Source organism: Burkholderia sp. MBR-1 (genome assembly GCF_013822785.1).
Taxonomy (GTDB): domain Bacteria; phylum Pseudomonadota; class Gammaproteobacteria; order Burkholderiales; family Burkholderiaceae; genus Burkholderia; species Burkholderia vietnamiensis.
Genome location: NZ_CP053610.1, coordinates 2,124,217 through 2,150,618 on the forward strand (window position 1 = coordinate 2,124,217; position 26,402 = coordinate 2,150,618).

Annotated in this window: 22 protein-coding genes and 1 riboswitch; of the genes, 12 read left to right on the top strand and 10 right to left on the bottom strand. The window is 67.1% G+C overall.

The window, feature by feature from the left end:
• Positions 1-334: 334 nt before the first annotated feature.
• The 3 genes from MBR110_RS24115 to MBR110_RS24125 all read right to left on the bottom strand — a co-directional run bounded on the left by MBR110_RS24115 (position 335) and on the right by MBR110_RS24125 (position 2,703).
• Positions 335-1,735: an MFS transporter gene (locus MBR110_RS24115; RefSeq protein WP_181709377.1), complete on the bottom strand. Its 1,401-nt coding sequence runs from the start codon at positions 1,733-1,735 to the stop codon at positions 335-337.
• 223 nt (positions 1,736-1,958) lie between these two features.
• Positions 1,959-2,327, bottom strand: a complete 369-nt coding sequence (locus MBR110_RS24120; RefSeq protein WP_181709378.1) for a hypothetical protein — start codon at positions 2,325-2,327, stop codon at positions 1,959-1,961.
• Between the two features lie 46 nt (positions 2,328-2,373).
• Positions 2,374-2,703 carry a winged helix-turn-helix transcriptional regulator gene (locus tag MBR110_RS24125; RefSeq protein ID WP_041494052.1) on the bottom strand — a complete coding sequence of 110 codons (330 nt, stop codon included), beginning with the start codon at positions 2,701-2,703 and terminating at the stop codon, positions 2,374-2,376.
• A 141-nt stretch (positions 2,704-2,844) separates the two neighbouring features.
• Between MBR110_RS24125 and MBR110_RS24130 the strand changes: the two genes are divergently transcribed.
• The gene (locus tag MBR110_RS24130; protein ID WP_181709379.1) at positions 2,845-3,483 is read left to right on the top strand and encodes a glutathione S-transferase C-terminal domain-containing protein; all 639 of its coding nucleotides are present in this window, start codon (positions 2,845-2,847) and stop codon (positions 3,481-3,483) included.
• A gap of 45 nt (positions 3,484-3,528) precedes the next feature.
• On the opposite strand, the gene MBR110_RS24135 is transcribed toward MBR110_RS24130, so the two are convergent.
• Entirely contained in the window at positions 3,529-4,539 is a 1,011-nt protein-coding gene (locus MBR110_RS24135) for a sodium:calcium antiporter (protein WP_014724374.1), read from the bottom strand.
• Positions 4,540-4,669: 130 nt separating this feature from the next.
• Positions 4,670-4,805: riboswitch (yybP-ykoY riboswitch) on the bottom strand.
• A 216-nt stretch (positions 4,806-5,021) separates the two neighbouring features.
• Here MBR110_RS24135 and MBR110_RS24140 point away from each other — a divergent pair.
• From MBR110_RS24140 to glyA, 4 genes are all read left to right on the top strand, one after another.
• A complete protein-coding gene (locus MBR110_RS24140) occupies positions 5,022-6,833 on the top strand; it encodes an ExeM/NucH family extracellular endonuclease (RefSeq protein ID WP_014724375.1) in 1,812 nt (603 codons plus the stop codon).
• 748 nt (positions 6,834-7,581) lie between these two features.
• The gene (locus tag MBR110_RS24145) at positions 7,582-9,432 is read left to right on the top strand and encodes a S10 family serine carboxypeptidase-like protein (protein ID WP_181709380.1); all 1,851 of its coding nucleotides are present in this window, start codon (positions 7,582-7,584) and stop codon (positions 9,430-9,432) included.
• Positions 9,433-9,489: 57 nt separating this feature from the next.
• A complete protein-coding gene (locus MBR110_RS24150) occupies positions 9,490-9,921 on the top strand; it encodes a 2-oxoglutarate dehydrogenase (protein ID WP_233623910.1) in 432 nt (143 codons plus the stop codon).
• 536 nt (positions 9,922-10,457) lie between these two features.
• The gene (glyA, locus tag MBR110_RS24155; RefSeq protein WP_045578297.1) at positions 10,458-11,705 is read left to right on the top strand and encodes a serine hydroxymethyltransferase; all 1,248 of its coding nucleotides are present in this window, start codon (positions 10,458-10,460) and stop codon (positions 11,703-11,705) included.
• Positions 11,706-11,794: 89 nt separating this feature from the next.
• On the opposite strand, the gene MBR110_RS24160 is transcribed toward glyA, so the two are convergent.
• On the bottom strand, positions 11,795-13,279 hold the full coding sequence (locus tag MBR110_RS24160) for an aminotransferase class V-fold PLP-dependent enzyme (protein WP_046425826.1): 1,485 nt from the start codon (positions 13,277-13,279) through the stop codon (positions 11,795-11,797).
• Between the two features lie 203 nt (positions 13,280-13,482).
• Positions 13,483-14,142: a glutathione S-transferase family protein gene (locus tag MBR110_RS24165; RefSeq protein WP_181709382.1), complete on the bottom strand. Its 660-nt coding sequence runs from the start codon at positions 14,140-14,142 to the stop codon at positions 13,483-13,485.
• 118 nt (positions 14,143-14,260) lie between these two features.
• On the opposite strand from MBR110_RS24165, the gene MBR110_RS24170 reads away from it, so the two are divergent.
• From MBR110_RS24170 to MBR110_RS24195, 6 genes are all read left to right on the top strand, one after another.
• The gene (locus MBR110_RS24170; RefSeq protein ID WP_011881291.1) at positions 14,261-15,073 is read left to right on the top strand and encodes an AraC family transcriptional regulator; all 813 of its coding nucleotides are present in this window, start codon (positions 14,261-14,263) and stop codon (positions 15,071-15,073) included.
• 183 nt (positions 15,074-15,256) lie between these two features.
• Positions 15,257-16,084 carry a hypothetical protein gene (locus MBR110_RS24175; RefSeq protein WP_014724384.1) on the top strand — a complete coding sequence of 276 codons (828 nt, stop codon included), beginning with the start codon at positions 15,257-15,259 and terminating at the stop codon, positions 16,082-16,084.
• Between the two features lie 254 nt (positions 16,085-16,338).
• On the top strand, positions 16,339-17,370 hold the full coding sequence (locus MBR110_RS24180; RefSeq protein ID WP_059463898.1) for a LysR family transcriptional regulator: 1,032 nt from the start codon (positions 16,339-16,341) through the stop codon (positions 17,368-17,370).
• A 157-nt stretch (positions 17,371-17,527) separates the two neighbouring features.
• Positions 17,528-17,908 carry a response regulator transcription factor gene (locus MBR110_RS24185; RefSeq protein ID WP_011881294.1) on the top strand — a complete coding sequence of 127 codons (381 nt, stop codon included), beginning with the start codon at positions 17,528-17,530 and terminating at the stop codon, positions 17,906-17,908.
• Positions 17,909-17,939: 31 nt separating this feature from the next.
• Positions 17,940-19,838 carry an ATP-binding protein gene (locus MBR110_RS24190; protein WP_059739748.1) on the top strand — a complete coding sequence of 633 codons (1,899 nt, stop codon included), beginning with the start codon at positions 17,940-17,942 and terminating at the stop codon, positions 19,836-19,838.
• Positions 19,835-20,479, top strand: a complete 645-nt coding sequence (locus tag MBR110_RS24195; protein WP_011881296.1) for a response regulator transcription factor — start codon at positions 19,835-19,837, stop codon at positions 20,477-20,479. The genes MBR110_RS24190 and MBR110_RS24195 overlap by 4 nt, the downstream gene beginning before the upstream one ends.
• A gap of 54 nt (positions 20,480-20,533) precedes the next feature.
• Here the strand turns inward: MBR110_RS24195 and MBR110_RS24200 are convergent, their stop codons facing one another.
• From MBR110_RS24200 to MBR110_RS24215, 4 genes are all read right to left on the bottom strand, one after another.
• Complete coding sequence (locus MBR110_RS24200) at positions 20,534-21,862, bottom strand: MFS transporter (protein ID WP_034194849.1); 1,329 nt, start codon at positions 21,860-21,862, stop codon at positions 20,534-20,536.
• Between the two features lie 490 nt (positions 21,863-22,352).
• Positions 22,353-23,717, bottom strand: coding sequence for an FAD-dependent oxidoreductase (locus MBR110_RS24205; RefSeq protein ID WP_181709383.1), 1,365 nt, complete (start codon positions 23,715-23,717; stop codon positions 22,353-22,355).
• 44 nt (positions 23,718-23,761) lie between these two features.
• Positions 23,762-24,523, bottom strand: a complete 762-nt coding sequence (locus MBR110_RS24210; protein ID WP_011881299.1) for an SDR family oxidoreductase — start codon at positions 24,521-24,523, stop codon at positions 23,762-23,764.
• Between the two features lie 56 nt (positions 24,524-24,579).
• Complete coding sequence (locus MBR110_RS24215) at positions 24,580-25,380, bottom strand: SDR family NAD(P)-dependent oxidoreductase (RefSeq protein WP_011881300.1); 801 nt, start codon at positions 25,378-25,380, stop codon at positions 24,580-24,582.
• Between the two features lie 483 nt (positions 25,381-25,863).
• On the opposite strand from MBR110_RS24215, the gene MBR110_RS24220 reads away from it, so the two are divergent.
• Complete coding sequence (locus MBR110_RS24220) at positions 25,864-26,232, top strand: BON domain-containing protein (RefSeq protein ID WP_045578290.1); 369 nt, start codon at positions 25,864-25,866, stop codon at positions 26,230-26,232.
• Positions 26,233-26,402 lie beyond the last annotated feature (170 nt).

The window sequence follows — 26,402 nt, forward strand, 5'->3', positions numbered from 1 at the left end:
ACGCATCCGCGCGTTCGCCCAGCCTTGCGTCGGAGGAATGCGCCACCGCGGCCGTGCGTGTGGCCGGCACGCGGCCGAATGCAAGGCCAGCAGCTACCGCTTCGCTCGGCGTGCCTTAGTCGATCCAGTTACTCGATGACGACGTGCTGCCGTACCGACCGATGACCGACGCATCCGCGCGTTCGCACAGCCTTGCGTCGGAGGAATGCGCCACAGCGGCCGTGCGTGTGGCCGGCACGCATCCGAACGCAAGGCCGGCAGCTACCGCTTCGCTCGGCGTGCCGCGCCCAGCCCGATCGTCGGCGCGACCACATGACCGGTTCGGGGCCGCTCCTTACGCCTCGATCCGCTCGACCTTGCCGACCAGCAACCCGTACGACAGGCTGCCGGCAAGCGCCATCGCGGCGATGTAGGTGATCGCGCGCGAGAAGTCCGCGCCGTCGACGAGCAGGCCGATCACGATCGGCGTCGCGATCGCGGACAGATTGCCGATCAGGTTGAACACGCCGCCGGTGAGCCCGAGCAGCCGCGCGGGCGCGAGGCCCGACACGAGCGACCACGTGATCGACGCGAAGCCGTTGCCGAAGAACGCGATGGTCATGAACGCGATCACCCAGCCGGTCGACGTGACGTAGTTCGCGCCGATGATGCAGGTGGAGATCAGCAGCCCCGAGATGATCGGCAGCTTGCGCGCGAAGCCTTGCGACGCGCCGCGCCGCATCAGCCAGTCCGACAGCACGCCCGAGCACAGCACGCCGACGAACGCGGCGAGAAACGGCAGCGACGCGAGAAAGCCGGACTTGATGAAGTCCATGCCGCGATATTTGACGAGATAGGTCGGGAACCACGTGAGGAAGAACCACAGCGTCGAGTTCAGCGCGAACTGGCCGAGATAGATGCCCCACAGCTTGCGCCGCCCGAGCACGACGCCGAGGTCGCGCCACGTCGACGGCACGCGTTCGGGGCGCGCGGCGATGCGGTCTTCGAGATCGACGAGGCCGCCGCCGTCGCGGATCAGCGCGAGTTCCGCCGCGTTGATGCCGCGAAACGCGCGCGGCTCGCGATACCGCGCGTACCAGATCGCGGCCCACGCGATGCCGGCGAGCCCGGTCGCGACGAATACCATGTGCCAGCCGAGGTGCTGCTGCAACCACGCGAGCACCGGCGTGAGGAACGCGAGGCCGACGAACTGCCCGGACGTGTAGCCGCCGATCGCGCCCGCGCGTTCGCGGGTGGGGAACCACGTCGTGACCACGCGGTTGTTGATCGGATAGGCCGGCGCTTCCAGCGCGCCGACGGCGAGCCGCAGCACGATCAGCCCGACGAACGAGCCGGCGAAGCCGAGCAGCAGCGTGGCGGCCGACCACAGGGCGAGCGCGAGCGCATACAGCACGCGCGGCGACACCTTGTCGACGAGCCAGCCGCCCGGTATCTGCATCAGCGCGTAGGTCCACCCGAATGCGGAAAACACCAGGCCCGCGCGCACGGGGTCGATGTTCAGCTCCTTGAACAGCGCGGGCGCGGCGATCGACAGGTTGCTGCGGTCGAGGTAGTTGATCACCACCGTGACGAACAGCAGCGCGAGGATGACCATGCGCTTGCGGCTGGCCGGCGCGGTGGATGCGGTGGATGCGGTAAATGCAGCGGACGCGCGAGCGTCGGGCGCTGCGGAATCGGCGCCCGTGCGCGCTTGCTCCGACGGCGCGGCATGGGTGCGTGACGCGGAATGGGCCACGGGTCGTCTCCTGTGCTTGTGCGGCGCGTGCCCGCGTGACGGGACGGCCGTATTCAATGGCATCGGAACAACGTTATGGCCCGCGTACCGCGCGCGTCAACATCTGGACAGTCATCCCCATTAATGGGACGTTGCGCGCGCAATATGTGGAGATGCCTGCGCGCGCGGTTCGTCATACGCGCCGCGCGTCATATCTCGGCGATCCCGCGCCGATGTCGGCGCGTCACGCGCTCGCGGTGTCGTCGCGATATCCGCGCTTGCCGTCGAAGATTTCCGCCAGCGCGGCGCGCAGCACCGCGCGATCATGTCCGCCGGGCGCCAGATGAATCACGTAATGCGTATTGCCGTCGAGTCGCGCGGCGGTGCGTTCGTCGAGCTCGACTTCGAGCGTGCGTTCCGTCAGGCGGACGGACAGATCGTCCACGCGCGCGGTGAGCTGGTCGCGCACCATCACCTCGATCGTCGTGTCGTCCGGGAATCGCAGCAGCGAGAAGCAGTAGTCCTGCTCCGCGTCGAAGCAGTAGAGGTTCGCGAAGCTCTCGTCGTCGTCGACGTCGGCCGTCGCGGCGCCGAGCGTGGCGTGTAGTTCCATGATGTTTCTCTCGAGGTAGGGAAGCCGCTGCAGCGGCGCATGCGCGTCAATCCGCCGTCACGTGTCGCGCCTTCAGCCACAGCCCGAATTCGCGCATCGTTTCGACGACGGGGCGCAGCCGGTCGCCGTCCGCGCTCAGATCGTACTCGACCCGCACCGGCACTTCGGGATACACGGTGCGTCGCACGAGGCCGGCGTCTTCGAGCGCACGCAGGTCGAGCGTCAGCATCCGCTGCGAGATGCCCGGCATGTCGCGACGCAGATCGCTGAAGCGCTTCGGCCCATCGAGCAGATACGACACGAGCAGCAGCCGCCAGCGGCCGCCGAGCAGCCGCATCGATTCTTCCACGGAACATCCTGTCGCACTCGTTTTCATGCTGATGACTCTGCGTCGGTAACTTTTTTGTGACTACGGCACAAACGACTGCCTTCTTCTCAGCGCCGCGCCGATGCGAGATATTAGCGCCCGCGTCGCGGCGAATCGAGAGAGATACGAAACATTCACACAAGGAAACGCATGAAGCTCTATCACGCTCCCGGCAGCTGCTCGCAGGCGATCTGCATCGTGCTGCGCGAAGCGCAATTCGACGCGCAGATCGTCACGGTGGACGCGCGCCGGCATCGGTTCGACGATGGCCGCGACTATCGTGCCGTGAACGAACTCGGCTACGTGCCGCTGCTCGTGCTCGACGACGGCACCACGCTGCGCGAAGGCCCCGTGATCGCGCAGTATCTGGCCGACCGGCGCCCCGAAGCCGGACTCGCGCCGGCATACGGAACGCTCACGCGCTACCGGCTGATGGAATGGCTGAACTTCCTCGGCACGGAGATCCACAAGGGGTTCATTCCGTTGCTGTACGCGGTACAGGCGGGCAAATACGTCGATCCGGTGCGCCGGAAGCTCGACAGCCGCTTTGCATGGATCGACCGGCAGCTCGACGGCCACACGTATCTGACGGGCGACACCTTCACGATCGCCGATGCGTATCTGTTCGCGCTGACCGGCTGGGGCAAGGCCGGCTGGCTGCGCTCGGTGTACGACGCGGACATCGACCTGAGCCGCCATGCGAACCTGCGCAGCTGGTACGAGCGTGTGCGGGCGCGGGCGGCCGTACAGCAGGTGCTGCAGGCCGACGGGCTGGCGAACGCCGCCTGACCGGCGCACGCGGGCCTCGGCGCGAATGGCGAGGCCCGCGCGCATTCAACGCGTGAGCGTCACGTACAGATAGCCGGCATAGCCGGCGCCGTTCGCGAGCAGCGCCCAGATCGCGAGCCCGCGCGCCCGCGCATTGACGCGCAGCCACACTGCCGCCGCGAGCGTGATGACCACGCCGGTCAGCACTTCGGCGCGCGGCTCCCACGGCGTCAGCATGATGCCGATCGCCGGCAGCAGCGTGCCCTGGAACACCATCGCGCCGGTGATGTTGCCGAACGCGAGCGTGTCCTTCGAGCGGCGAATCCACAGCACGCTGTTGACCTTCTCCGGCAGCTCGGTCGCGATCGGCACGATGATCAGCGACAGCAGCAGCGGCGAGATGCCGAGCAGTTGCGACACGCCGTCGACGCCGTGAATGAAGCCCTTCGCGCCGCCGACCAGCAGCGCGACGCCGACGGCGAGCTGCAGCGCGATGGTCGCCAGATTGGTCGGCAGCCCGGTGCGCGACAGGAACATCGTGTGCGGCGCCTCGGTGCCGTGCCCGGCGTCGACGAGCTGCGTCGACGCGCGCAGCGTCATCACCACGTACATCACGTAGATGCCGACCAGCATCGCGCCGAGCATCGCGCGCACCGCCCAGACGTGATGCGGGACGAACATCGCGACCGTCGCGAGCGTGAACGCGGCGATGAAGTAGTTCAGGTCGCGCACGAAGCCGCTGCGCTCGGGTGCGATGGTGCCGGTCACGCCGCGCGAGCGGATCACGGCGAGCGTCATCAGGAAGGTGGTGAGCGTCGCGAGCATCAGCGGCGCGCCGAGAATCGCGCCGACGCCGATTTCCTCGTTCACCGCGGCGTTCGACGTGCCGCCGATCAGCGCGAGCACCGGCACCGTCGTCTCGGGCAGCGCGGTGCCGACGGCCGCGAACAGCGAACCCGTCACGCCTTCGGAGATCTTCAGGCGTTCGCCGAGATGTTCGAGCGCATTGGTGAAGAGTTCGGCGGCGATCAGGATGACGATCAGCATGAACGCCAGTTCGACGAGCATCAACGTCATGCGGCACCTCCGCACGCGCGCGGGTTGGCGTTGGCGGGATGGCGGAAGCGGACGAAGCGCGACGGGAAAGGGACGAAGGACATGGGGGCTCCGTGGTCGGACGTTGACGAACCATGACGCATCTGCCGACGTCCGACCCGGAACGGCGCGATGCGTCGATGGTCTCGCCAAGCCGATTCGGCCGAACGCGCCACGGCCGCAAGCCGAGTATGTTGACGCGTTCGCTTTCCAGAGCGGAAAGCAGGCTACTCCCCAAAGACGAACGGCAGTCTAGCCGAGCCCGATGCTTTCGGCAAGCTGGTGCGGGCATGCGCTCGGGGCTGCATTCGGGCCTGCACGGCGGGCCGGCTGCCGACGAACGTGCGTACCGTATCGCGGAGCAAGCGCCGTGCCGCACATTACATCCATCTGTCGTTTGGTTACTAACAACTGTCATCGACCGCGGCTAAGCTTTCGGCACACTCACAACCGGGTTTCCCGTCATGCGCTCGACACTTCGCCTGTTTGCGCCGCTCCTGCTGCTGCCCGCGCTCGCCGCGCCCGTCGTTGCCGCCACCGCCGCGCCCGTCAGCGCGAACTGCGGCGGCAGCACGACGCCGATCGCCGACATCCAGGGGCCCGGCGCGCCGTCGCCGCTCGCCGGCCAGAACGTGTCGATCGAAGCGGTCGTCACCGCCGACTTCGGCGGCGCGGACGGCTTCGGCGGCTTCTTCGTCCAGCAGGCCGACGCGCAGCGGCGCAATCAGCCGGGCGTGTCCGAAGGGCTGTTCGTCTATGCGCCGAAGACGCGCGCGACGGCCGGCGATCTCGTTCACGTGACCGGCAAGGTCGAAGAGAAATACGGGCAGACGCAGCTCACGCTGGCCGGCGCGATCGCGGTGTGCGCGAACGGCCAGACGGTCACGCCGGCGACGCTGACGCTGCCGGTCGGCGCCCCGGCCGCGTTCGCCGCGTATGAAGGGATGCGCGTGCGCCTGCCGCAGACGCTGACCGTCACCGACAACTACGAGCTGGGCCGCTACGGCAGCGTGCTGCTGAGCAACGGCCGCCTGCGCACGCCGACGAGCGTGGTGCCGCCGGCGCAGGCGCGCACGCTGATGGACGCGAACGCGCGCAACCGGCTGATTCTCGACGACGGCTCGAACCGGCAGAACCCGGCGAGCGTCCCGTATCCGGCGCCCGCGCTGTCGGCGGCGAACACGCTGCGCTCGGGCTACACGGTGCGCGGCGTCGACGGCGTGCTCGAGGTGCGTTACGGCGCGTGGCGCGTGCAGCCGCTGCCCGGCGCGGCCGCGCCGGCGTTCGACGCGCGTGCGAACCCGCGCACCCGCGCGCCCGCGCGCGATCCGAACTCGAATCTGCGCGTCGCGTCGTTCAACGTGCTCAATTACTTCAACGGCAACGGGCTGGGCGGCGGCTTCGACGATCCGAACAACCGCGGCGCGAAGACTTACGAGGAATTCCAGCGTCAGGAGGCGAAGATCGTCAGCGCGCTGCAGGCGCTCGATGCCGACGTGATCGGCCTGATGGAGATCCAGAACAACGGCTACGGCGAACTGGGCGCGGTGCGCCAGCTCGCGGCAAAGCTCGGCAGCCGCTGGCGCGTGGTCGATCCGGGCGCGTCGCGCCTGGGCGGCGACGCGATCGCGGTCGCGATGATCTACGACAGCCGCACGGTCGAACCGGTCGGCCGCGCGGCGACGCTGGCGATCGACGAGCGGAACCGCCAGCCGCTCGCGCAATCGTTCCGCCGCATCGGCGGCAGGCACGCGCTGACGATCGCCGTCAATCATCTGAAGTCGAAGAACTGCCCCGATGCGGCGAACGACGACCTCGACCAGGGCGACGGCCAGGGCTGCTGGAACGCGACGCGCGCGCGTGCGGCCGCGAAACTCGCCGACTGGCTGGCCGGCACGCCAACCGGCGTCGCCGGGCAAGGCACGCTGCTGATCGGCGATTTCAACAGCTACACGCATGAAGACCCGATCCGCACGCTCGAATCGCGCGGCTACCGCAACCTCGTGTCGCGCTGGATCGGCGCGAACGCGTACAGCTACGTGTACAACGGCGAGGCCGGTTATCTCGATCACGCGCTCGCGTCGCTGCCGCTCGCCGCGCACGTGAAGGCCGTGCACGAGTGGCACATCAACGCGGACGAGCCGCTCGCGCTGCAGTACACGCTCGCCTACAAGTCGGCCGACCAGCAGAAGACCTACTACGCGCCCGATGCATATCGGTCGTCGGATCACGATCCGGTGCTGATCGACATCGCGCTGCCGGGCCGCGCGCGCTGAGCGTGGGCGGCGGTGACGCCGCACGTCGCCGTCATGTTCTCCGCTTCACGGGTCGCCCGCGTCATTCGCGGGCGACCCGCAATACGATGCGCCACGGTTCACGAGAATATCGGTTCATTCAGCCGCGTCGCCGATGCCGCGTCGCTTGCGATGCGATTCCGTCATCGTGTAAATAATTCCACTCGCCAACCTGAAACCGATTTGAATCGGTATTTTATGGGCGGTCGCGGATTCAAATCAGCGCGCCATTCGAATCGGTTTTAAATAATAAAAACGAAAGAGACGATTCACCGATCTGAAAGCATTCGCCGCGCGATGCGCCGTTTCGTAGAACGCCGTGCGACAAGGGTGACGGCGCTCGCGTCGAATACGAAACGGCTCTCCTGCCGCTGCCCACGCGGGCCTGCGCCGCGGTCTTTCAAATCCCAGACACTGACGGCCGTTTGCATCATCGGCGATTTTTTAATATCCGAATGATCTTTGACAACGCGGCGCAGCACCGCCTATTTTTGTGGTGTCGTAAAACCGCGTAATAAAAAAGTATTCAAAACTGCAAGGGGGCGGCGTCTCGGCATCATTCTCCGCCAGCAGTGTGCTGTGTCCGTAGCGAATTCGGTCTCTCGAAGAAGTCCAATCCCCAACCGCCGTCTGCCGACCGTGCAACGCGAGTGGCGGGTGCGCCTGTGCGTTCGTTGCCGGCGACGACGGCCTGTGTGAAGCGGTATCCAACCCGACACAAAGGACAGAGATGAAACCAGACAGCAGCAGTACCCGCAGTCGCGCCATACGCCGCGCCCGGCTGGCCGCGCTAGGCGCATTGACCGTCGCGACGCTCGTGCTGGCGGGCTGCGGCGGCGACGATTCGTCGTCGGTCGGCGCATCGAGCCTCGCGCAGGCGGCCGCGAGCCGGCAGGCCGCCGCGCAGCAGGCGAGCGGCGATGCGACGCCGGCGGCGAACCAGCCGTACGTCGACCCGGTCGCCTATTCGATGAACGCGACCGACGGCCTCGCGCCCGCGCAAGTCGCGGAGAAGGCGGCCGTGATGCACTACCAGTGGAAGTCCGGCGGCACCACGATCGACTACACGACGACCACCGGCCACCTGACCGCGCAGGACGCGAACGGCAATGCGGAAGCGTCGATGTCGTACGTCGCGTACACGGCGCCGAGCGCGAACGGCAAGCCGCGGCCGGTCACGTTCGTCTATAACGGCGGGCCCGGCTCGTCGTCGATCTGGCTGCGGCTCGGCTCGTTCGCGCCCACGCGCGTCGCGACGCCCGACCCGCTGTTCGGCAGCAACTGGCCGAACTATCCGCTCGTCGACAACGCGGAGAGCCTGATCGACACGACCGACCTCGTGTTCATCGATCCGCCCGGAACCGGGCTGTCCGAAGCCGTGTTGCCGAACACGAACCAGAAATACTGGAGCTCGGACGCGGACGTCAACATCATGCGCGACTTCATCCAGCGCTACCTGAACGTGAACGGCCGCAGCGCGTCGCCGCTCTACCTGTACGGCGAGTCGTACGGCACGCCGCGCACCGACATGCTGGCGCTCGCGCTCGAATCGGCCGGCGTGCACCTGACGGGCATCGTGCTGCAGTCGGCGATCCTCAACTACTTCGCCGATGCGGTGGAAGCGGTCGCGATCACGCAGTCGACCGACGGGCTGCTGCTCGACACCGATACCGTGGCCGGTTACCTGCCCGGCTACGCGGCCGTCGCCGAATACTTCAACCAGGTGTCGCCGACGCCGGTGAATCCGTATCTGTATGCGTTGCAGACGGAGCTGTTCACCACGCTGATCTACAACCAGCTGCAGCGGTATTCGCAGTCGTGGGTGCTCAGCCAGCTCGGCATTCCGGATGCGCTCGGCACACCGGTGTTCCCGAGCGATGCGACGCTCAAGCTGTGGTCGATCCCGTCGAGCCTCACGATGCAGGCGCTGCGCGGCTACTTCAACGCGAATCCGTTCGGCACGAGCCTGCTGCCCGGCACGACGATCGGCCGCTACGACGGACGCGTGTCGTTGCCGAATTCCGATCCGCGCTTGCAGACCGACGGCGATCCGTCGGACATCCTGATCTCGCAGTCGTTCACGAACGCGCTCGCGACGCAGATGCCCGATTACCTCGGCTATACCGCGCCGAACGCGACCTACCTGCCGCTGAACGACAACATCATCCAGGTGTGGGACTTCTCGCACGACGGCCAGCCGATGCCCGACACGATCCCCGATCTGCTCGGCGCGCTGCAGCTCAACCCGAAGCTGCAGGTGCTCGCGGAGAACGGCCTGCACGATCTGGCGACGCCGTTCTTCAACACCGAGAAGCAGCTCGCTCGTCTGCAGACGGTGAAGGGTTTGAATCCGAAGCTGCAGGTGAATTTCTTCCAGGGCGGCCACATGACGTATCTCGACGACGTCGCGCGCCCGCAGATGAAGCGCGATCTGAGGATCTTCTATCAGGGCCGGCGGATTCCGACCGCACTGACGCTGCATACGCTGCCGCCGCCGTGGCCGGACGAGAACCCGGCCGGCACGCCGACCGGCAGCGCGCCGGGCGCGAGCGCCGCGACCACGGTTGCCGCGGCGCCGTAAGCGCCGGACCCGTTGCGAACGAGGAACCTTCTATTCATCCATCGAATGCGAGTGATCATGTCTCCAATCAATTTGATGCGACGTATGGCTGCGGTGATCGTCGTCGGCGCCGTGACGAGCGGTGCGTATGCGCTGCCGCCGCAGGCGGTCGCGCCGGTGAAGCTGCCGCCCGGCGCGCACGGCGTCGACGGCCCGTTCTTTCCGTCGACGCGCGCGGCGCCGGTGTTGCCTTCGACCGGCGCGACGCTGCAGCAACAGGCACAGCAGCGCGTCGACGCGCGGCTCGGCGGCAACACGGTGTTGAGCAACGGCGCGGCCGTGACGAAGGCGCAGGCGCAGAGCAGCGGGCTCGGCTTCGTCGCGAAGCACTTCGACGAGATCGACGCCAAGCATACCGGCCGCGTGACGATGAGCGACGTGCGGCAGTTCATCCAGCAGCGGCAGGTGCAGGCGCAGCAGGAGCAGCAGGAGCAGCAGGACGACGAGTGACCGCGTAGCGGTCTTGCGCGGGCGCAGCGCGACGGTCGGTGCCGGGACGGCATCGGCCGGCCGTGGCGAGCGCGACGACCGCGACGATCGGCCGCCGGCATGCCGCGGCGCAGCTTCGGCCGCGGCTTTCCTCATCGACGCGCCGTCGCGCACGTCGGCGGCCCGAGGCGCGCGTCCGGTCGTGTCTCGCGTCGCGCGCGGGCGCCCGCTGCCGCTCGCCCGACATCGTGCTGCACTCCTGCACGTGTCGGCGACGCCGGCCGCCGGCCGCAGTTCATGTCTGATGTTTCCGCCACGCGAGCGCTGCACGTCGCGTCGCCGGCGATGATTCGTTCCGCGAAAGGCCCGCGCGCCGCGCGAGGCGTCCTAGCGGATTGTCGCAATCCTTCTATCTGAACCGATCGGCGTCTGCTGGAATGGCGATGCCGCATGACCGCCGAGCCGACATCGCGCGGCGGCATGGCCGTCGACGTCGTCGAACGCCTCGGCACGGCCGCCTGCGCGGTTCATCCATCACTCTCTTTCGATCCATCATCATGTTCAATCGCACTACCAGCACCGTCGCGAACGTCGATCCGGAACTGTGGGCCGCCATCCAGAACGAGAACCGCCGCCAGGAAGACCACATCGAGTTGATCGCGTCGGAAAACTACACGAGCCCGGCCGTGATGGCCGCACAGGGCTCGCAGCTCACGAACAAGTACGCGGAAGGTTATCCGGGCAAGCGCTACTACGGCGGCTGCGAGTACGTCGACGTGGTCGAGCAGCTGGCGATCGATCGCGTGAAGCAGCTGTTCGGCGCGGAAGCGGCGAACGTGCAGCCGAACTCGGGCTCGCAGGCGAACCAGGGCGTGTTCTTCGCGATGCTCAAGCCGGGCGACACGATCATGGGGATGAGCCTCGCGCACGGCGGGCACCTGACGCACGGCTCGCCGGTGAACATGTCGGGCAAGTGGTTCAACGTGGTGAGCTACGGGCTGAACGAAAACGAAGACATCGATTACGACGCGGCGGAAAAGCTCGCGCAGGAGCACAAGCCGAAGCTGATCGTCGCGGGCGCCTCGGCGTTCGCGCTGAAGATCGACTTCGCGCGTATGGCGCAGATCGCGAAGTCGGTCGGCGCGTACCTGATGGTGGACATGGCGCACTACGCTGGGCTGATCGCGGCGGGCGTGTATCCGAACCCGGTGCCGCACGCTGACTTCGTGACGACGACCACGCACAAGAGCCTGCGCGGCCCGCGCGGCGGCGTGATCCTGATGAAGGCGGAGTACGAGAAGCAGATCAATTCGGCGATCTTCCCGGGCATCCAGGGCGGCCCGCTGATGCACGTGATCGCGGCGAAGGCGGTGGCGTTCAAGGAAGCGCTGTCGCCGGAGTTCAAGGCGTATCAGCAAAAGGTGGTGGAGAACGCGCGGGTGCTGGCCGAGACGCTGGTGAAGCGCGGGCTGCGGATCGTGTCGGGCCGCACGGAAAGCCACGTGATGCTGGTGGACCTGCGAGCGAAGCACATCACGGGCAAGGCGGCGGAAGCGGCGCTGGGTGCGGCGCACATCACGGTGAACAAGAACGCGATTCCGAACGATCCGGAAAAGCCGTTCGTGACGAGCGGCGTGCGGCTGGGCTCGCCGGCGATGACGACGCGCGGCTTCGGTCCGGCGGAAGCGGAGCAGGTGGGCAACCTGATCGCGGACGTGCTGGAGAACCCGGAAGATGCGGCGACGCTCGAGCGCGTGCGCGCGCAAGTGGCCGAGCTGACCAAGCGTTTCCCGGTCTACGGGTGATGCGCGTTCCGGTGTGTCGGTGACGCCGGTCTGGGTGACACCGCGAGCGCGAATGCGCGGGCCGCATTACACGGCCCGCGCGGCCGCGTTCAAACCGTGACCGCGCGGCGCTCGGTCAGCCGGTTCCACAGCAGCGCGGAGCGGCTGCCGCTTCGACAATACGCGAGCACCGGCTTCGGCAGCGCATCGACCAGCGCGCCGAACGCGTCGACCTGCGCATCGTCGATCCCGTCGCGCTCGACCGGCAGATAGCGCGCGTCGAGCCCGAGTTCACGCGCCGCGGCGGCGATCTCGTCGAATGCCGGCTGGTCGGCGCTTTCGCCGTCCGGCCGGTTGCAGATCACCGCACGGAAGCCCGCATGACGAATCGCCGTCAGCTCGGCCGGCGTGATCTGCCGCGACGCGGTGAAGCCGGTCGCGGCCGCGGCCCGGCATTGTTCGAGCGCGCGAGCGAAACACGCGATCGCGAACTCGGCGTCCTGTTCCGTCGTGAAGCGGCCGAAGCTGATGCGCACCGTGCGGCTCGCGGCGGCGGCATCGAGGCCGATCGCGGTCAGCACGTGCGACGGCGCACCGCTCGTCGAGTTGCACGCGGACGTCGACGACACCGCGAGCGCATCGCCGAGCATGAACGGGAAGAAGCCCGGCACGTCGACGGTGAAGCTCATCGTGTGCGGAATGCGGCGCGCCGCTGCCGCGTTGTGTGTGATGTCGCCGAGCGCGAGCAGCGCGTCCTTCACGCGTGCGCTGAGCGCCGCGATCCGTGCGGCTTCGCGCTCGAGCTTGTCGGCGGCCAATTCACACGCGACGCCCATCCCGACGATCTGATGCGTCGCGAGCGTGCCCGAACGCAGGCCGCGCTCGTGTCCGCCGCCGTGGATCTGCGGCGCGATGCGATCCGCGATGTCGCGGCGGACGAACAGCGCGCCGATCCCTTTCGGGCCATATACCTTGTGCGCGGACATCGACAGCAGGTCGATGCCGAGCGCGCGCACGTCGATCGGCGTCTTGCCGAGCGCCTGCGCGGCGTCGACGTGCAACAGCGCGCCGGCCGCGTGGACGATGCGCGAGATCGCGCCGATGTCGGTCAGCGTGCCCAGCTCGTTGTTGACGAGCATCAGCGACACGAGCCCCGTATCGGCGCTGAGTGCCGCGGCTACGGCGTCGGCGGTGATTTCGCCGTCGGCGTTCGGCGACAGATAGGTGACCGTCATTCCGTGCTTCGACAGGTTCGCCGTCGTGTCGAGGATCGCCTTGTGTTCGAGGCGGCTCGTGATCAGGTGGCGCTTGCCGGTCGCGGTTTCCGCGTAGCCCTTCAGCGCGAGGTTGTTCGATTCGGTCGCGCCCGAGGTCCAGACGATCTCGTCGGCGTCCGCGCCGATCAGCGCCGCGACCTGGGCGCGTGCGTGCTCGACCTTCTGCTTCGCCAGCCGGCCGGCGGCGTGCGAGCTCGACGCCGGGTTGCCGAAGATGCCGTCGGCGCCGAGGCAGGCCATCATCGCTTCGATCACGCGCGGATCGGCGGGCGTGGTGGCGGCGTAGTCGAGGTAGTGCAGCGGGGTGGTATCGCTCATGTGCTGATCGGCTCGTTCTTTTCGTGACGGAGGAAATGATACGAGGGTGAGCGGGGAAAAAGGATCCAAATTCAGCCGTGGATTCAGAACGATGTGGAATAACGTTTTATCGTTATCGAATATGGCGAATTTATTTTCTTGCGGGTTCGGCGGACGGACCGTCGCATGCGGCGCATCCCGCGACGATCGCGCCCGCCGCCGCGCTACCGGCCGTCCGCGGCTGCCGCCTTCGCCCGATCCTGTTCGGCCGCGAGCGCCGCATCTGCGGCCTGCGCGCGCTGGATCGCCGGGCGGGCCAGCACGCGGTCGATATACGCGCGCACGGGCGGCGTTTCCGGCATCAGCTTGAACATCGTGGTCCAGCTCAGCGCCGAGCCCCACAGCACGTCGGCTGCGGTAAACCGCTCGCCGAGCAGATACGGGCCGCCGGCCAGTTGCGCGCCGACCGCGCCGACGACGGTGTCGAAGTCGCCGTATGGCGAGGTCGAATACGCGGCCGGCGCGCGGTTCATCGAGCGGTCGACGATGGCCGGCTCGAAGCACGAACCGTAGAACGCCATCCAGCGCAGATACGGGCCGCGCAGCGCGTCGCCGGGCGCCGGCGACAGGCCGGCTTCCGGATACAGCTCGGCCGCGTACAGATAGACGGCCGTCTGCTCGGTGACGATCACGTCGCCGTGGCACAGCGTGGGCACCTTGCCCAGCGGGTTGAGGCGAAGGAACTCGGGTTCGTGCTGCTTGCCGGCGGACAGGTCGAACGCGTGGATCTCATAGTCGGCGCCGAGCTCTTCGAGCAGCATGCGTGCGCCGGCCGACCGGCTGCGCGGCGAGTGATAGAGGGTCAGGTGGCGGTCGTGCGGCATCGCGGGCTCCGGTGGGGGATGGGACAAGCGCTCAATGTAGGCCGATCGCGCGGCGCCGTATTGGAAAAACCCGCCGTGGCGGTGCATCATCGCGCGGTCACCCCAACGGTTCGTCGCCATGACCGCCCTGCGTCACGTGACCGACACACCGAAAGGCGTCGTCGGCCCGAAAGCCCTCAATCAGCGTTTCCGCCTGAATCGCTACTATCCGCGCGCCGAACTCGCCGGCGTGCTGGACCACCACTGGATCGTCGAGTGGGACTTGCGCGATCAGCCGCCGCACGTGCAGCGCACGCTGCCGTATCCGTGCGTGAACCTCGTGTTCGATCGCCGGCGCACGGGCATCTTCGGCGTGGTGTCCGGCGCGTTCGAGACGACGCTCGCCGGCGCGGGACGCGTGCTCGGGCTGCGGTTCCGGCCGGGCGCGTTCCGCGCGTTCTTCGGCAAGCCGGTGCACCTGATGACGGACAAGGTGTTGCCGGTGTCGACGCTCGGGCTCGACGAGGCCGACGCCGAGAACGCCGTGCTCGGCGCCGGCGACGATGCGGCGATGGTTGCCGCCGCGGAGGCGCTGCTGTTGCGCGTGCTACCGCCGGCCGATCCGCAGGTCGAGCGCATCGATGCGATTCTGCGGTTGCTGCAGCAGGACGCGGCGCTCACGCAGGTGCGCGATCTCGCCGAGCGTGCGGGGTTGAGCGAGCGCACGCTGCAGCAGCTCTTTTCCAGCTACGTGGGCGTGACGCCGAAATGGGTGATTTGTCGTTATCGTCTGCACGAGGCCGCCGACCGGCTCGCGGGCGGCGAGCCGGTCGATCTCGCGGAACTCGCCCATTCGCTCGGGTATTTCGACCAGGCGCATTTCACGCGCGATTTTCGCAAGCTGGTCGGCAAGGCGCCGGCCGAATATCGGCGCGACGACGGGCATGCGTGACGGGGCAGCGGCGGCTTCGCGACGCGCAACGGGAAGCCGTTGCATCATGCACGTCGGGGCGCTGTTCGCGCGTCGTCGATTCGCGTAGTCTGCGCGCTACGGTCGCGTTGCCGGTCGGCCACTGCCGCCCGGCCGGGCGTTTCGCCACAAAATCGGGAGCTTGTCGTGTTTCACCGGAATTCCATGTTGGGTCGTCTGGATCTGCTGCGGGTGCTGTGCGTGCCGATGGCGGCGCTGATGCTGGCCCCGACCGCGACATATGCGGCGGCCGAGCGCGTCGTTGAGCCGGCGCGCCCGCCACACGCGGCACACGCGGCACACGCCTCGCCGGCCGGCGCGCGCGAGCCGTCGGCCCCGGCGCGTGTCGTCGGCGACGATCCCGTTGCGATCCGCGACGCGCTCGCGCAGCGGCATCTCGCGAGCACGCCGGCGTCGCTGGGCGATCGCGTCCGCCGCCTGATCCCGGGCGGCGACAAGCATCGCGCGAACCCCGAGCTGGCCGCGATCGGCCTGGATCGCAAGGTGACGTTCCTCGTGCCGGCCACGTATGGGCTGCGGTATCAGACGCAGCAGCGTCTGCTGACGGTGGACGTCGACATGGTCAACGCCGATGGCGAAGGCCGCACCGGCATCCTGCTCAGGAAGGCCATCACGGGGCCGCGCGGGCGCGGGCTGGTGATCGCCGCCGAGGCTAAAGCGAAAGGCTATATCCAGCGGATCGACATCATCGAGCTCGATCCCGGCAAAGGCGGGAAGACCACCGTGCGCGGGCGCGTGCGGCTTTCGTCCGCCGCGTACGCGCAAACGCACGGCGAATTCGCGATCGCGCTGTCGGGGCGGCTGGTGCAACCGTATCTGACCGAACACGTCGAGCACGCGGAGCCGACCGACGACGAGCCGACCGACATCACGACCCACACGTCGCGGCTGTACCTGGATATCGACACGATTTCGCTGGTGAACCCCGCAAGCGGCGCGGTGCTGTCGAAGAATCTGAGTTTGTCGAAGTAGTGGTCTTTCGTGCGCGGCCGGCTGGCCGCGCGTGCCGATGTTCTCTAGCGCGCCGCAGCACGCCCGGCGCGTCCCGCCCGACCCATCCCGCCACCCTCTGGCCACGCCCCCGAACCCCCGCCGCACGCCATCCGCGGTGCGCGCCCTAACACCATCGTATAAGGCGCGAACTCCCATCTGGTGATATTGCGCGGCCCGACTGTTCTCTAGACTTCACATCAATCCTTCTACCGCAACGAATTCCGGAGAACAGCATGGACCGTACCCTGCATGCGATGTCAGTGTTCAGCCAGGTCGCGCGCCTGGGCAGCTTCACCGCGGCGGCCGAGATGCTCGGCATCAGCGCGGCATCGGCCAGCACGCTGGTGCGCCGGCTCGAGGAGCATCTCGGCGCAACGCTGCTGCAGCGCTCCACGCGTTGTGTCCGGCTCACCACGGAGGGCGAGCAGTATCAGGAGCACTGCCAGCGCATTCTCGGCGAGATCGAGCTGATGCAGCAGCAACTGAGCGGCGCCGGGAAGATCGCGCGCGGCCGGCTGGCGGTGGATCTCGATCAGGAAGTCGCGCATTCGGTGTTGCCGTTCCTGCCGGTGTTCCGCGCGAACCATCCGGAAGTGGGCTTGCGGGTCGACGTCGGCGGCGACGCGGACGGCCTGATCGCGAACGGCGTCGACTGCGCGGTCGTGGTCGGCCAGCTGGCCGACTCGTCGCTGCGCAGCCGGCGCGTCGGGCACTTCCATGCGGTGACGGTGGCGAGCCCCGACTATCTGAAGGCGCGCGGCACGCCCGTCGACCCCGACAGCCTACATTGCCACGACGTGATCCATTACACGCCGCGGCGCTTCGGTCCGGTCCGCGAGTTCCGTTACACGGTGGACGGCGCCGAGACGCGGCTCAAGCTGGCGGAGCGCATTTCCGTCAATGACGTGCGTTCGGCCGTTCGATACGCGGTCGAAGGCGTCGGCATCGCGCAGGTGAGCGAACGGATGGTCGCGGAGGAGTTGGCGAGGGGCACGCTCGTCAGCATTCTCGGCGAGTACGGCCCGGCGCCGCTGCCGATTTCGGTGCTGTATCCGGATCGACGCCAGGTGCCGATGTCGATCCGCGCGTTCATCGACTGGATGCAGACGCAGCTTCGCGATCTGGAAATCGCCAGCTTCGACCACACGTCGGCGCCGAACGGCGGGCGCGACGCGGCGCCGTACTGGACGCCGAACAGCGAGCGCAACAACAGCGAGCGGCCGTTCATTACAGCGGGCTTCCAGCCGCTGTCGGCCACGGCGTGAGCCGCGCTGACGAGGCGACGGCATGCGGTTCGGGCGCGGCGTTATACCGAAGTATAGTTTTCGAGCCGATGCCGGCGGCATAGGATGCGGTCGAGCCCGCGGACCTCGAATGCGCGATCTCGCCATTTTTCTGAATTGAAGGTCAAGGACCGCTGGTATGCCGAACCGAGGTATTGTTTCCATCGTCGATGATGACCGGTCCATCCGTCGGGCGACGCGCAGTCTCGTCCGCTCGCTGGGCTGGGACGTGCGCGTCTACGAGTCCGCCGAGGCGTTCCTCGACGCCGATCCGATCGGCGACGTCGCGTGTATCATCTCCGACGTGCATATGAAGGGCATCACCGGCTTGGAGATGTATGCGGCCCTTCTCGAGCGCGGACCGGCGCCTCCCGTGATCTTCATCACGGCTTTCCCATCCGACGCAACGCGCGAGCAGGCGATGAAGCTCGGCGCGATCTGCGTGTTCAGCAAACCGGTCGACCCGGCGCAGATCCAGGAGCGCCTCGAGGACGTCGGCGCGAACAGCGGCCCCCAGTAATCCGAAATCCGTTTTTACCGAGTCACGAGATATGGATAGCAATCGCCAGATGAGCGAGGGTCGCGGCGTACGTGTGGACCACATCATTGCGCCGCCCGAGCTTGCGGCGGTGCCTGCGTCCGCGCTCGGCCCCAATGTCGACGCGCAGCTGCGCACCAGCCCGCGCGCGGTGTACGCGGTCGCGATCGCGCTGGGTCTCGCGGTGTTCCTCGTCGACGCGTTCGCGCCGGTCGACGTCGCGGTCGCCGTGCTGTACGTCGTGGTGGTGCTGCTGGTTGCGTCGGTGGCGTCCACGACGGTCACCGTCGGCACGGCGTGGGCCTGCGTGTCGCTGACCGTGCTCGGCTTCCTGCTCGCGCAAAGCGATCAGATCGCGGTCAGTTCGCTCGCGCGTTGCATCGTCAGCGTCATAGCGATCGTGACGGTGTCGGCGCTCGCGTTGCGCAATCAGAGCAGCCGGGCCATGCTGCAGAACCAGGTCGATCTGCTCAACCTCACGCACGACGCGATCGTCGTGTACGGCCTCGACGGGCGCGTCCGCTTCTGGAGCAAGGGCGCGGAGCGTCTGTACGGATGGCGCGCGCCGGAAGCGTTCGGCGCGGCGTTCCACGAGCTGACGCAGACGGCCGCCGCCGCGCCGATCGCCGAGCTGATCGACACGACGATCCGCGAAGGTTGCTGGCAAGGGGAGCTGACGCGCACGCGCAAGAACGGCGAGACGGTGCTGATCTCCAGCCGCTGGATCGTGTCGCGCGACAAGTCGGGCCAGCCCGTCGCGATTCTGTCGACCGACAGCGACATCACGCAGGCGAAGTCGCTGGAAGCCGAGCTGCGCCGCCAGAAGGAAGATCTGGTGGCCACGATCGATGCGATCCCCGCGATGGTGTGGAGCACGGCGGAAGACGGCCGCCTGCTGTACCTCAATCGCCGCTGGACCGATTACGACGTCAGAACCGGCGACGGCGCGGACGTGTGGCGCGACATCGTCCATCCCGACGACATCGCGACGCTCGAGGCGGCCTGGCACGATGCGATTTCGTCCGGCAGCCCGTTCGAGGTGACGGCGCGCGTCCAGCTCGGCAGCGGCGAGTATCGCTGCATGATCATCGGCGCGGCGCCGTTGCGCGACGCGGACGGCCGGATTCGCCGCTGGTACGGCGTCAATACCGACATCGAGGCGCGCCGGCAGGCCGAGCAGGCGCTCGAGCGCTCGCGCGCGGAACTGGCCCATGTCACGCGCGTCACGATGCTCGGCGAACTCGCGGCGTCGATCGCGCACGAGGTCACGCAGCCGTTGGCCGCGATCGTGACGTCGGGCGAGGCCGGGCTTCGCTGGCTGAATCACGACGTGCCGGATCTCGACGAAGTGCGCGACTCGATCGAACAAATGACCGACGACGCGCGGCGCGCTACCGATATCATTCGTCAGATCCGCGCGATGGCGAAGCGCAACGACCGCGACGATACGCTCGTCGACGTGACGTCGCTCGTCGAGCAATCGATGGATCTGATGCGCCGCGAGCTGCAGAGCCACGGCGTCGAAGTCGCGCAGAGCTGCCAGCCGTCGCTGTGGGTGCGCGGCGATCGCGTGCAGTTGCAGCAGGTGATCATCAATCTGCTGATGAACGCCGTGCAGGCGATGAGCGGCGTCGCCGGCCGCAGGCGCACGCTGGCCGTGTCGACGCGGCTCGTCGACGGCGCGAACGCGCAGATCACGGTGGAAGACTCCGGCCACGGGATCAAGACGCAGGACGCCGATTCGCTGTTTACGCCGTTCTTCACGACCAAGAAGGAAGGCATGGGAATGGGCCTGTCGATCTGCCGTTCGATCGTCGAAGGGCATGGTGGCCGCATCTGGGCCGAATCACAAGAAAACGAGGGGACATCGATGCAGTTCGTTCTACCAGTCGAAGGAATCACGCAGCCATGAGCAACGGTCCCGATCTCATCGCAACGAACTCCGTCGTGTATGTCGTCGACGACGACGACTCGATGCGCAACGCGCTTGGCCGGCTGTTTCGCTCCGTCGGCCTCGGCGTGGAGCTGTTCGGGTCGGCCCAGGAGTTTCTCGATTTCGACAAGCGCGATGTGCCGAGCTGCCTGATTCTCGACGTCCGGCTCAAAGGCCAAAGCGGCCTCGCGTTGCAGGAGCAGATCGTCGCCGGCGATCTTCAGTTGCCGATCATCTTCATCACGGCGCACGGCGACGTCGCCATGTCGGTGAAGGCGATGAAGAACGGCGCATTGGACTTCATGTCGAAGCCGTTCCGCGATCAGGACATGCTGGACGTCGTCCAGAATGCGTTGCTGAAGGACGAGAAGCGCCGCAAGTCGGACGGTCGCCTCGCCGACGTTCGCCGCCGCTACGGCACGTTGACGCCGCGTGAGCGCGAGGTGATGAAGTACGTGGTGAGCGGCCTGCTCAACAAGCAGATCGCCGCGGAGATGGGGCTCAGCGAAATCACCGTGAAGATCCATCGCGGCCACGCGATGCGCAAGATGGGCGCGCGAACGCTGCCCGAATTCGTGCTCGGCGCGCAAGCGCTGGGGCTCGATCCCGCGGCGGAGTAACGCTGCCGGCCGCCGCGCCTGCACGAGGCGCTGCGGCGGCGTGAGCGCTGCGGCTTATCGGTTCACGATATGTTTGGGCAGCACCAGCGTGAGACCCAGGCCGGCCAGCAGGCACACGATCATGCACGACACGGGCAGCGCGAAGCTGCCCGACGACTGCTTCAGCACGCCGACCACGTACGGACCGAAAAAGCCGCCGATGTTGCCGATCGCGCTGATCCACGCGATGCCGCTGGCCGCATTGCTGGGGCCGAGCACCGCCGTCGGCATTCCCCAGAACACCGGCGGCACGGACAGCAACCCGGCGTTGGCGATGCACAGCGCGAGCACGGTCAGCCACAGGTTGCCGTGCCAGACCAGCGCGAGCATGAGCCCCGCCGCGGCGAGCAGGAACAGCGCGGCCGTATGCAGGCGCCGTTCGCGGTGACGATCCGCGCTTTGTCCGACCGTGATCATCACGATCATCGCGACCGCATTCGGCAGCGCTGCGATCAGCCCGATGACGAAATCCCTTCCGACGCCGAGCGACTTGATCATCGTCGGCGCCCATAGCGTGTAGCCGTAAATGCCGAACACGTCGAGGAAGTAGATCACGCCGAAGGTCCAGAAAATCCAGCTGCCGAACATCTGGTCGTTGGACGCCGATGCGGCCAGCGCCCGATCCTGGGCGAGCGTGCGGCTGAGGTACGCGCGGTCGGCCTCGCTCTCGTGGCGGCTCTGGGTGACGTCGTCCTCGAGATACTTCCAGCAGAGCAGCGCCGCGACGAACGCCGGCAGCGCCTCGACGACCAGCATCCATTTCCATCCGGACAGCCCGGCGATGCCGTCGAAGTATTCCATGATGAAGCCGCTCAACGGCGAGCCGATCAGCCCGGACAGCGGAAGCGCCGCGTAGAAGGTCGACAGCACCCGCGCACGGTGGTATCGCGGGAACGACTGCGAGATGTAGTAGACGATGCCCGGTACGAGCCCGGCCTCCGCGACGCCGAGCAGATAGCGCATCACGTAGAACTGCTTGGGCGTCGCGATGAACGTGGTCAACGCCGAAACGATCGCCCACGACAGGATGATGCGCGTGAGCCAGCGCTTCGCGCCGACCCGCTGCAGGATCATGTTGCTCGGCACCTCGAACACGACGTAGCCCAGCGCGAACGTACCTGCGCCGAAGCCGAACACCGCGTCGCTGAAACCCAGATCGACCACCATCTGCAGTTTCGCGAAGCTGACGTTGATGCGGTCGACGTAGGCGGCCACGTACGCGAACATGAAGATCGGCAGGATGCGCAGCGCAAGATGCCGCGAAATGCGCGTTTCCCGCGCCGCGTCGTTCGAGTCGCCGCCGTCGACCGGATGATCGGACGAGCGCGTCGCGTTCAGATCCAAGAGGTTCCTCCGTTGCTCGGCGAGAACGGCTGCGTCAATCTGTCCATGGCAATGCCTCCGGTCGTCGATGTCGAATGCCAACAGCAATTCAGGTGTCCGCGCCACGACGCACAGCCGCGCGTGCGCGTCGTTCGCGTGGGCAACGAAGCACAGCCGGGCACTGGATGCGAGTGGAAGAACGGCGACCTCGCCCGCGATCCGGCAACGCGCCCGCAGCGGAGCATCGGTGTCGGCGAAGGCATGTTTTTCTCGGAGTTCGAAATGGCGCACGCGCCGACGTCCCAATCGATGGGAACGCCGGCGCGCCATTCGAACTCGCCCGCGGATTCTACCGGATCGTATCGGCGCGAGCGCGCTAAGTGCAGTTGCTTCGATCCGGGCCGTGGAAGGCGCGCGGACGCGCCGATGCCGTCGCGACGCAGGACGCGTCGCGACGGCATCGGCGGCCGGCGTGGCCGGCACGATCAGCCGGGAAAACCCGGCCGTCGGCTTACTTGATCGTCGCGAACAGCAGGTTCAGCCCTTCGGCGAGAAGCGGGTGAGCGAGGATCGCGTCGCGCACGGACGTATAAGGCAGCTTGCCGATCATCGCCATCTGCACGGCCGACATCACTTCGCCCGCGCCCGAGCCGACCATCGTGAAGCCGAGGATCTGGCCGCTGTCGGGTGCGACGAGCGCCTTCATGAAGCCGCGCGTGGTGCCGTTGGTGCGCGCGCGCGGCACGGCTGCCATCGGCAGTTTCGCGACGATGACCGGCGTGTTGCGCGCTTTGGCGTCCGTTTCGTTCAGACCGATGCGCGCCAGCTCCGGATCGGTGAACAACGCGTACGGAATCACCCGCGACGCCGTGCTGCCGCCGCGTCCGTCGATGCCGGCTTTCAGCACGCGGTAGTCGTCGAACGACGCATGCGTGAACATCGGCGTGCCGGCCACTTCGCCGATCGCCCAGGTGCGTTGCGCGGTGGTCGCCAGCGTGTCGTCGACCTCGATGAAGCTGCGCGCGTCGCGCTCGACGCCGGCCAGATCGAGGCCGAGGTCGTCGGTGACCGGGCGCCGGCCCGTCGCCACCAGCAGATGGCTGCCTTCGACGGTCGTGCCGTCGGCGAGCGCGACCGTGACACCGGTGCCCGATCGGCCCTCCACGCTGGCAATGCGTGCAGACAGCCGCAACGCGATCCCGTCGGCTTCGAACGCGTTCTGGATCTCGATGCTGACGTCCTCGTCCTCGCGAACCGCGACGCGCGGCGCGTCGTGAATCACGACGACTTCGCTGCCGAGACGCCGGAACGCCTGCGCCATCTCGAGGCCGATGTAGCCGCCGCCGATGACGATCAGTCGTGCCGGCAGCACGTCGAGGCCGAGCGCCTCGACGTGGGTCAGCGGAGCGGCGTCGCGCAGCCCCGGCACGTCGGGGATCGTCGCCACGGTGCCGGTGTTGATGTAGACGTTCTCGCCTTCGAACAGCTGCTCGCTGCCGTCGGCGGCGCGCACGGCGATGCGCCGCGGCGCGACGAAGCGGCCGGAGCCGATCACCAGATCGAGGCCGGACTGCTCGAACGCGCGGCGGTTGACGTCGACCATCCCGTCGACCACGGCGCGGACGTTCGCGTGGACCCGCGCCATGTCGGCCACCGGATGCGCCGTCGCGTCGGCCGAGCGCCACGCATGCATGTTGCGGGCATTCTGGATCAGCGTCTTGCTCGGAATGCAGGCGACGTTGATGCACGAACCGCCGATCATCCCGCGCTCGATGATGGCCACGCGCTTGCCGCTACGCGCGAGATCCATCGCCAGCGACTTGCCGCCCTTGCCGCCGCCGAGGAACAGATACTCGTATTGTTTGGGGCTTTCCATGACGCGACTCCTCAGGTTGTCCAAAAGATCGAATCCGCGAGGACTCACGCGACCGGAATGGGGTTTTCCGCGAGCGCCTGATTGAACTGCTCGACGAATGCATGCTCGTTCGGGCCGACGTTGTTGCGCAGCGGCTGTGCGATCTCGACCACGACTTCCGTCGTCGCGGTTTCGAGACGCTGGATCGTCTCCGCGATGAACGCGTCGAGCGGCATCGCGCGCGGATCGCCGCTCTTGTGGACGAGGTCCGTATCGACCCACGGCGGCGCGATTTCGAGCACCCGCACGCTCGTGTCGCGCAATGCGAAGCGCTGCGACAGCGTGTACGAGTGAATCGCCGCCTTGGTGGCCGAGTAGAGCGCGGTGGACGCAAGCGGCACGTAGGCGAGAACGGAGCTGTTGTTGATGATGTACGACTCCGGTTGCGCCTTCAGATGCTCGACGAGCGCGGCGCTCAGGCGCACCGGGCCGAGCAGGTTGGTGTTCACGAGGCGCACGGCCTGGGCATCGTCGAGCGCACCGGCGGCATCGTCGAACGGCATGATGCCCGCGTTGTTGACGAGGACGTTCAAGGTCGGATAGTCGGCGATCAGCTGGCGTGCGACGCGCTCGATCTGCTGCGCGTCGCCGACGTCCAGCTCCACCGTGTCGATGCCCGGATTCGCGGCGGCGATCTCGTCGAGCAGGGCGCGGCGACGCCCGGCGACGATCACCTTGTTGCCGCGCCGATGAAGGTTTTCAGCGAGTGCGCGGCCGATGCCCGAGGTACCGCCGGTGATGAAGATGGTGTTACCGGTGAGTTTCATGATCGTGGTTCCTTTGAATGATTGACTTGAGCGGTTGCGAAGTTGGATGACCGAGGTCAGTGCGTGACGGCGTAACGTGCGGCGACGGTGCTGTTCGACAGATGGGGCGTCATGACGCGACGGGCGGCGTCGTAGGCATCCCATTCTTCCGCTGCGTGCAGCGACGGAATCGTGACCAGCTCGTGACGGTCGAAGCCGGTCAGCGCGGCGTCGACGAGGTCGGACGCCGACATCACGATCTCCTTCGGCAGGTTGTCGAGCGGCAGGCCGCCGTTGTCCCAGAACTCGGTGGCCGTCGCGCCGGGCAGAACGGCCTGCACCTGCACGCCTTTGTCGGCGAGCTCGTGATGCAGCGACTGCGTGAAGGCGAGCGTGAACGCCTTGCTGCCGCCGTACACGCCGTTCAGCAGCTCGGGGCCGATCGCGACGATCGACGAGATGTTGATGATCGCGCCGTGACCGCGCGCGACGAAGCCCGGTGCGGCGGCATAGGTCAGACGCGTCAGCGCGGTGACGTTGAGGTCGATCATGCGCGTCATGGCGTCGACGTCGCTTTCGAGCAGCGGCTTGTGCGTGCCGACACCGGCGTTGTTCACCAGCATCGTGATGCTCGCGTCGGTGCGCAGCTTCGCTTCGATCTCGGCGAGCGCGCGAGGATCGCCGAGGTCGGCGGCGATCACTTCGACGTTGCGCTGCGTGTCGTCGGTGATGCGCTTGGCGAAGTCGTTGAGCCGGTCGCGATTGCGGGCGACGAGGACGAGATCGAAGCCGCGGCGTGCGAGCCGTTGCGCATAGATCGCGCCGATGCCCGACGATGCGCCGGTGATGAGTGCGGTGCCTTGATGTGCTTGCGTCATGCTGTTGCTCCGGTGAGGGTGTCGAAGTGCTCGACACGGGCCGGGGAAGCGCATGAGCCGCTTGCGTGATGCCGGTGGCTCGGTGCTGCATGCGCTTCCTCGTTCGTGTCGAGGTAGTGCGATGCAGTGTATGAGTCGTATGGCGGGTCGATCAACGAGCCCCGCCCATAAACTCAATTCATCCAGCATGAATACTGGATCGGCGCACGCAGTTCGGCCAGCTCGGCGGGCGCAATCGCGTGTAGCGACGCCTTTCCGATGAGCCGCGTGGCGTCGTCATGGTGTATTCGCACCGGCTCCAACCATTCAACGCACCTATACGCAGGTATAGAGCGGCCGTTTGGGCGGGCGCGGCAGACCATCATCGATGCGTGAATGCTGTTTTCGGACATACACCATTGAGCGCGGGTAGGCGCTTGTCTACCATTCGTTCGGGTTTCAGCCCTTGTCGAATTTCCACCAACGTCTTTTGAGGAGCCTGTGATGAAGAAGATTGTCGCGTCGGTACTGTACGTAACGTATTTGGCTTTCGGCGTGTCCGCCCATGCAGCGGAACAGGATGCCGCTCCGTCTTCTGATGCGGTCGTCAGTCAGAAAGAAGTGAAGAAGGCCGAACGAAAGACCGAACGCGCTGCCGATCGGGCGCTGTCGCGGAAAATCGTTTGGGCGTTGTCGAAAACGAAAGGGCTGAACGCGGTGAATGCGCGGGTGCTGGTCCGCCATGGCGTCGTGACGCTGACCGGATACGTGCCCGACAGCGAACAGGTGCAGCTCGCCGGCGACAGCGCGTCGCGCGTCGCGGGCGTGACGTCCGTGGTCAACAACCTGGTGCCGGGCGAACCGGGCCGGTGATTTCGCTCGCACACGTCGGTGTCGATTCACATGTTGGTGTGCGAGATCGATTCAAAGCGATGTCTGCCATGCGCACGTGACGACGAAGTCGATATCAGCTTCGACGACAAGAGTGCAAGGAAAAATCGGTATTGCGCGATGGCGCGTATTCGATCCTTGTCACGCTTGAT

Coding starts and splice junctions, on each gene's coding strand:
- MBR110_RS24120 (WP_181709378.1), bottom strand. CDS start 2,327: ATGGAACTACACGCCACGCTCGGCGCCGCGACGGCCGACGTCGACGAC.
- MBR110_RS24125 (WP_041494052.1), bottom strand. CDS start 2,703: ATGAAAACGAGTGCGACAGGATGTTCCGTGGAAGAATCGATGCGGCTG.
- MBR110_RS24130 (WP_181709379.1), top strand. CDS start 2,845: ATGAAGCTCTATCACGCTCCCGGCAGCTGCTCGCAGGCGATCTGCATC.
- MBR110_RS24135 (WP_014724374.1), bottom strand. CDS start 4,539: ATGACGTTGATGCTCGTCGAACTGGCGTTCATGCTGATCGTCATCCTG.
- MBR110_RS24140 (WP_014724375.1), top strand. CDS start 5,022: ATGCGCTCGACACTTCGCCTGTTTGCGCCGCTCCTGCTGCTGCCCGCG.
- MBR110_RS24145 (WP_181709380.1), top strand. CDS start 7,582: ATGAAACCAGACAGCAGCAGTACCCGCAGTCGCGCCATACGCCGCGCC.
- MBR110_RS24150 (WP_233623910.1), top strand. CDS start 9,490: ATGTCTCCAATCAATTTGATGCGACGTATGGCTGCGGTGATCGTCGTC.
- glyA (WP_045578297.1), top strand. CDS start 10,458: ATGTTCAATCGCACTACCAGCACCGTCGCGAACGTCGATCCGGAACTG.
- MBR110_RS24160 (WP_046425826.1), bottom strand. CDS start 13,279: ATGAGCGATACCACCCCGCTGCACTACCTCGACTACGCCGCCACCACG.
- MBR110_RS24165 (WP_181709382.1), bottom strand. CDS start 14,142: ATGCCGCACGACCGCCACCTGACCCTCTATCACTCGCCGCGCAGCCGG.
- MBR110_RS24170 (WP_011881291.1), top strand. CDS start 14,261: ATGACCGCCCTGCGTCACGTGACCGACACACCGAAAGGCGTCGTCGGC.
- MBR110_RS24175 (WP_014724384.1), top strand. CDS start 15,257: ATGTTGGGTCGTCTGGATCTGCTGCGGGTGCTGTGCGTGCCGATGGCG.
- MBR110_RS24180 (WP_059463898.1), top strand. CDS start 16,339: ATGGACCGTACCCTGCATGCGATGTCAGTGTTCAGCCAGGTCGCGCGC.
- MBR110_RS24185 (WP_011881294.1), top strand. CDS start 17,528: ATGCCGAACCGAGGTATTGTTTCCATCGTCGATGATGACCGGTCCATC.
- MBR110_RS24190 (WP_059739748.1), top strand. CDS start 17,940: ATGGATAGCAATCGCCAGATGAGCGAGGGTCGCGGCGTACGTGTGGAC.
- MBR110_RS24195 (WP_011881296.1), top strand. CDS start 19,835: ATGAGCAACGGTCCCGATCTCATCGCAACGAACTCCGTCGTGTATGTC.
- MBR110_RS24205 (WP_181709383.1), bottom strand. CDS start 23,717: ATGGAAAGCCCCAAACAATACGAGTATCTGTTCCTCGGCGGCGGCAAG.
- MBR110_RS24210 (WP_011881299.1), bottom strand. CDS start 24,523: ATGAAACTCACCGGTAACACCATCTTCATCACCGGCGGTACCTCGGGC.
- MBR110_RS24215 (WP_011881300.1), bottom strand. CDS start 25,380: ATGACGCAAGCACATCAAGGCACCGCACTCATCACCGGCGCATCGTCG.
- MBR110_RS24220 (WP_045578290.1), top strand. CDS start 25,864: ATGAAGAAGATTGTCGCGTCGGTACTGTACGTAACGTATTTGGCTTTC.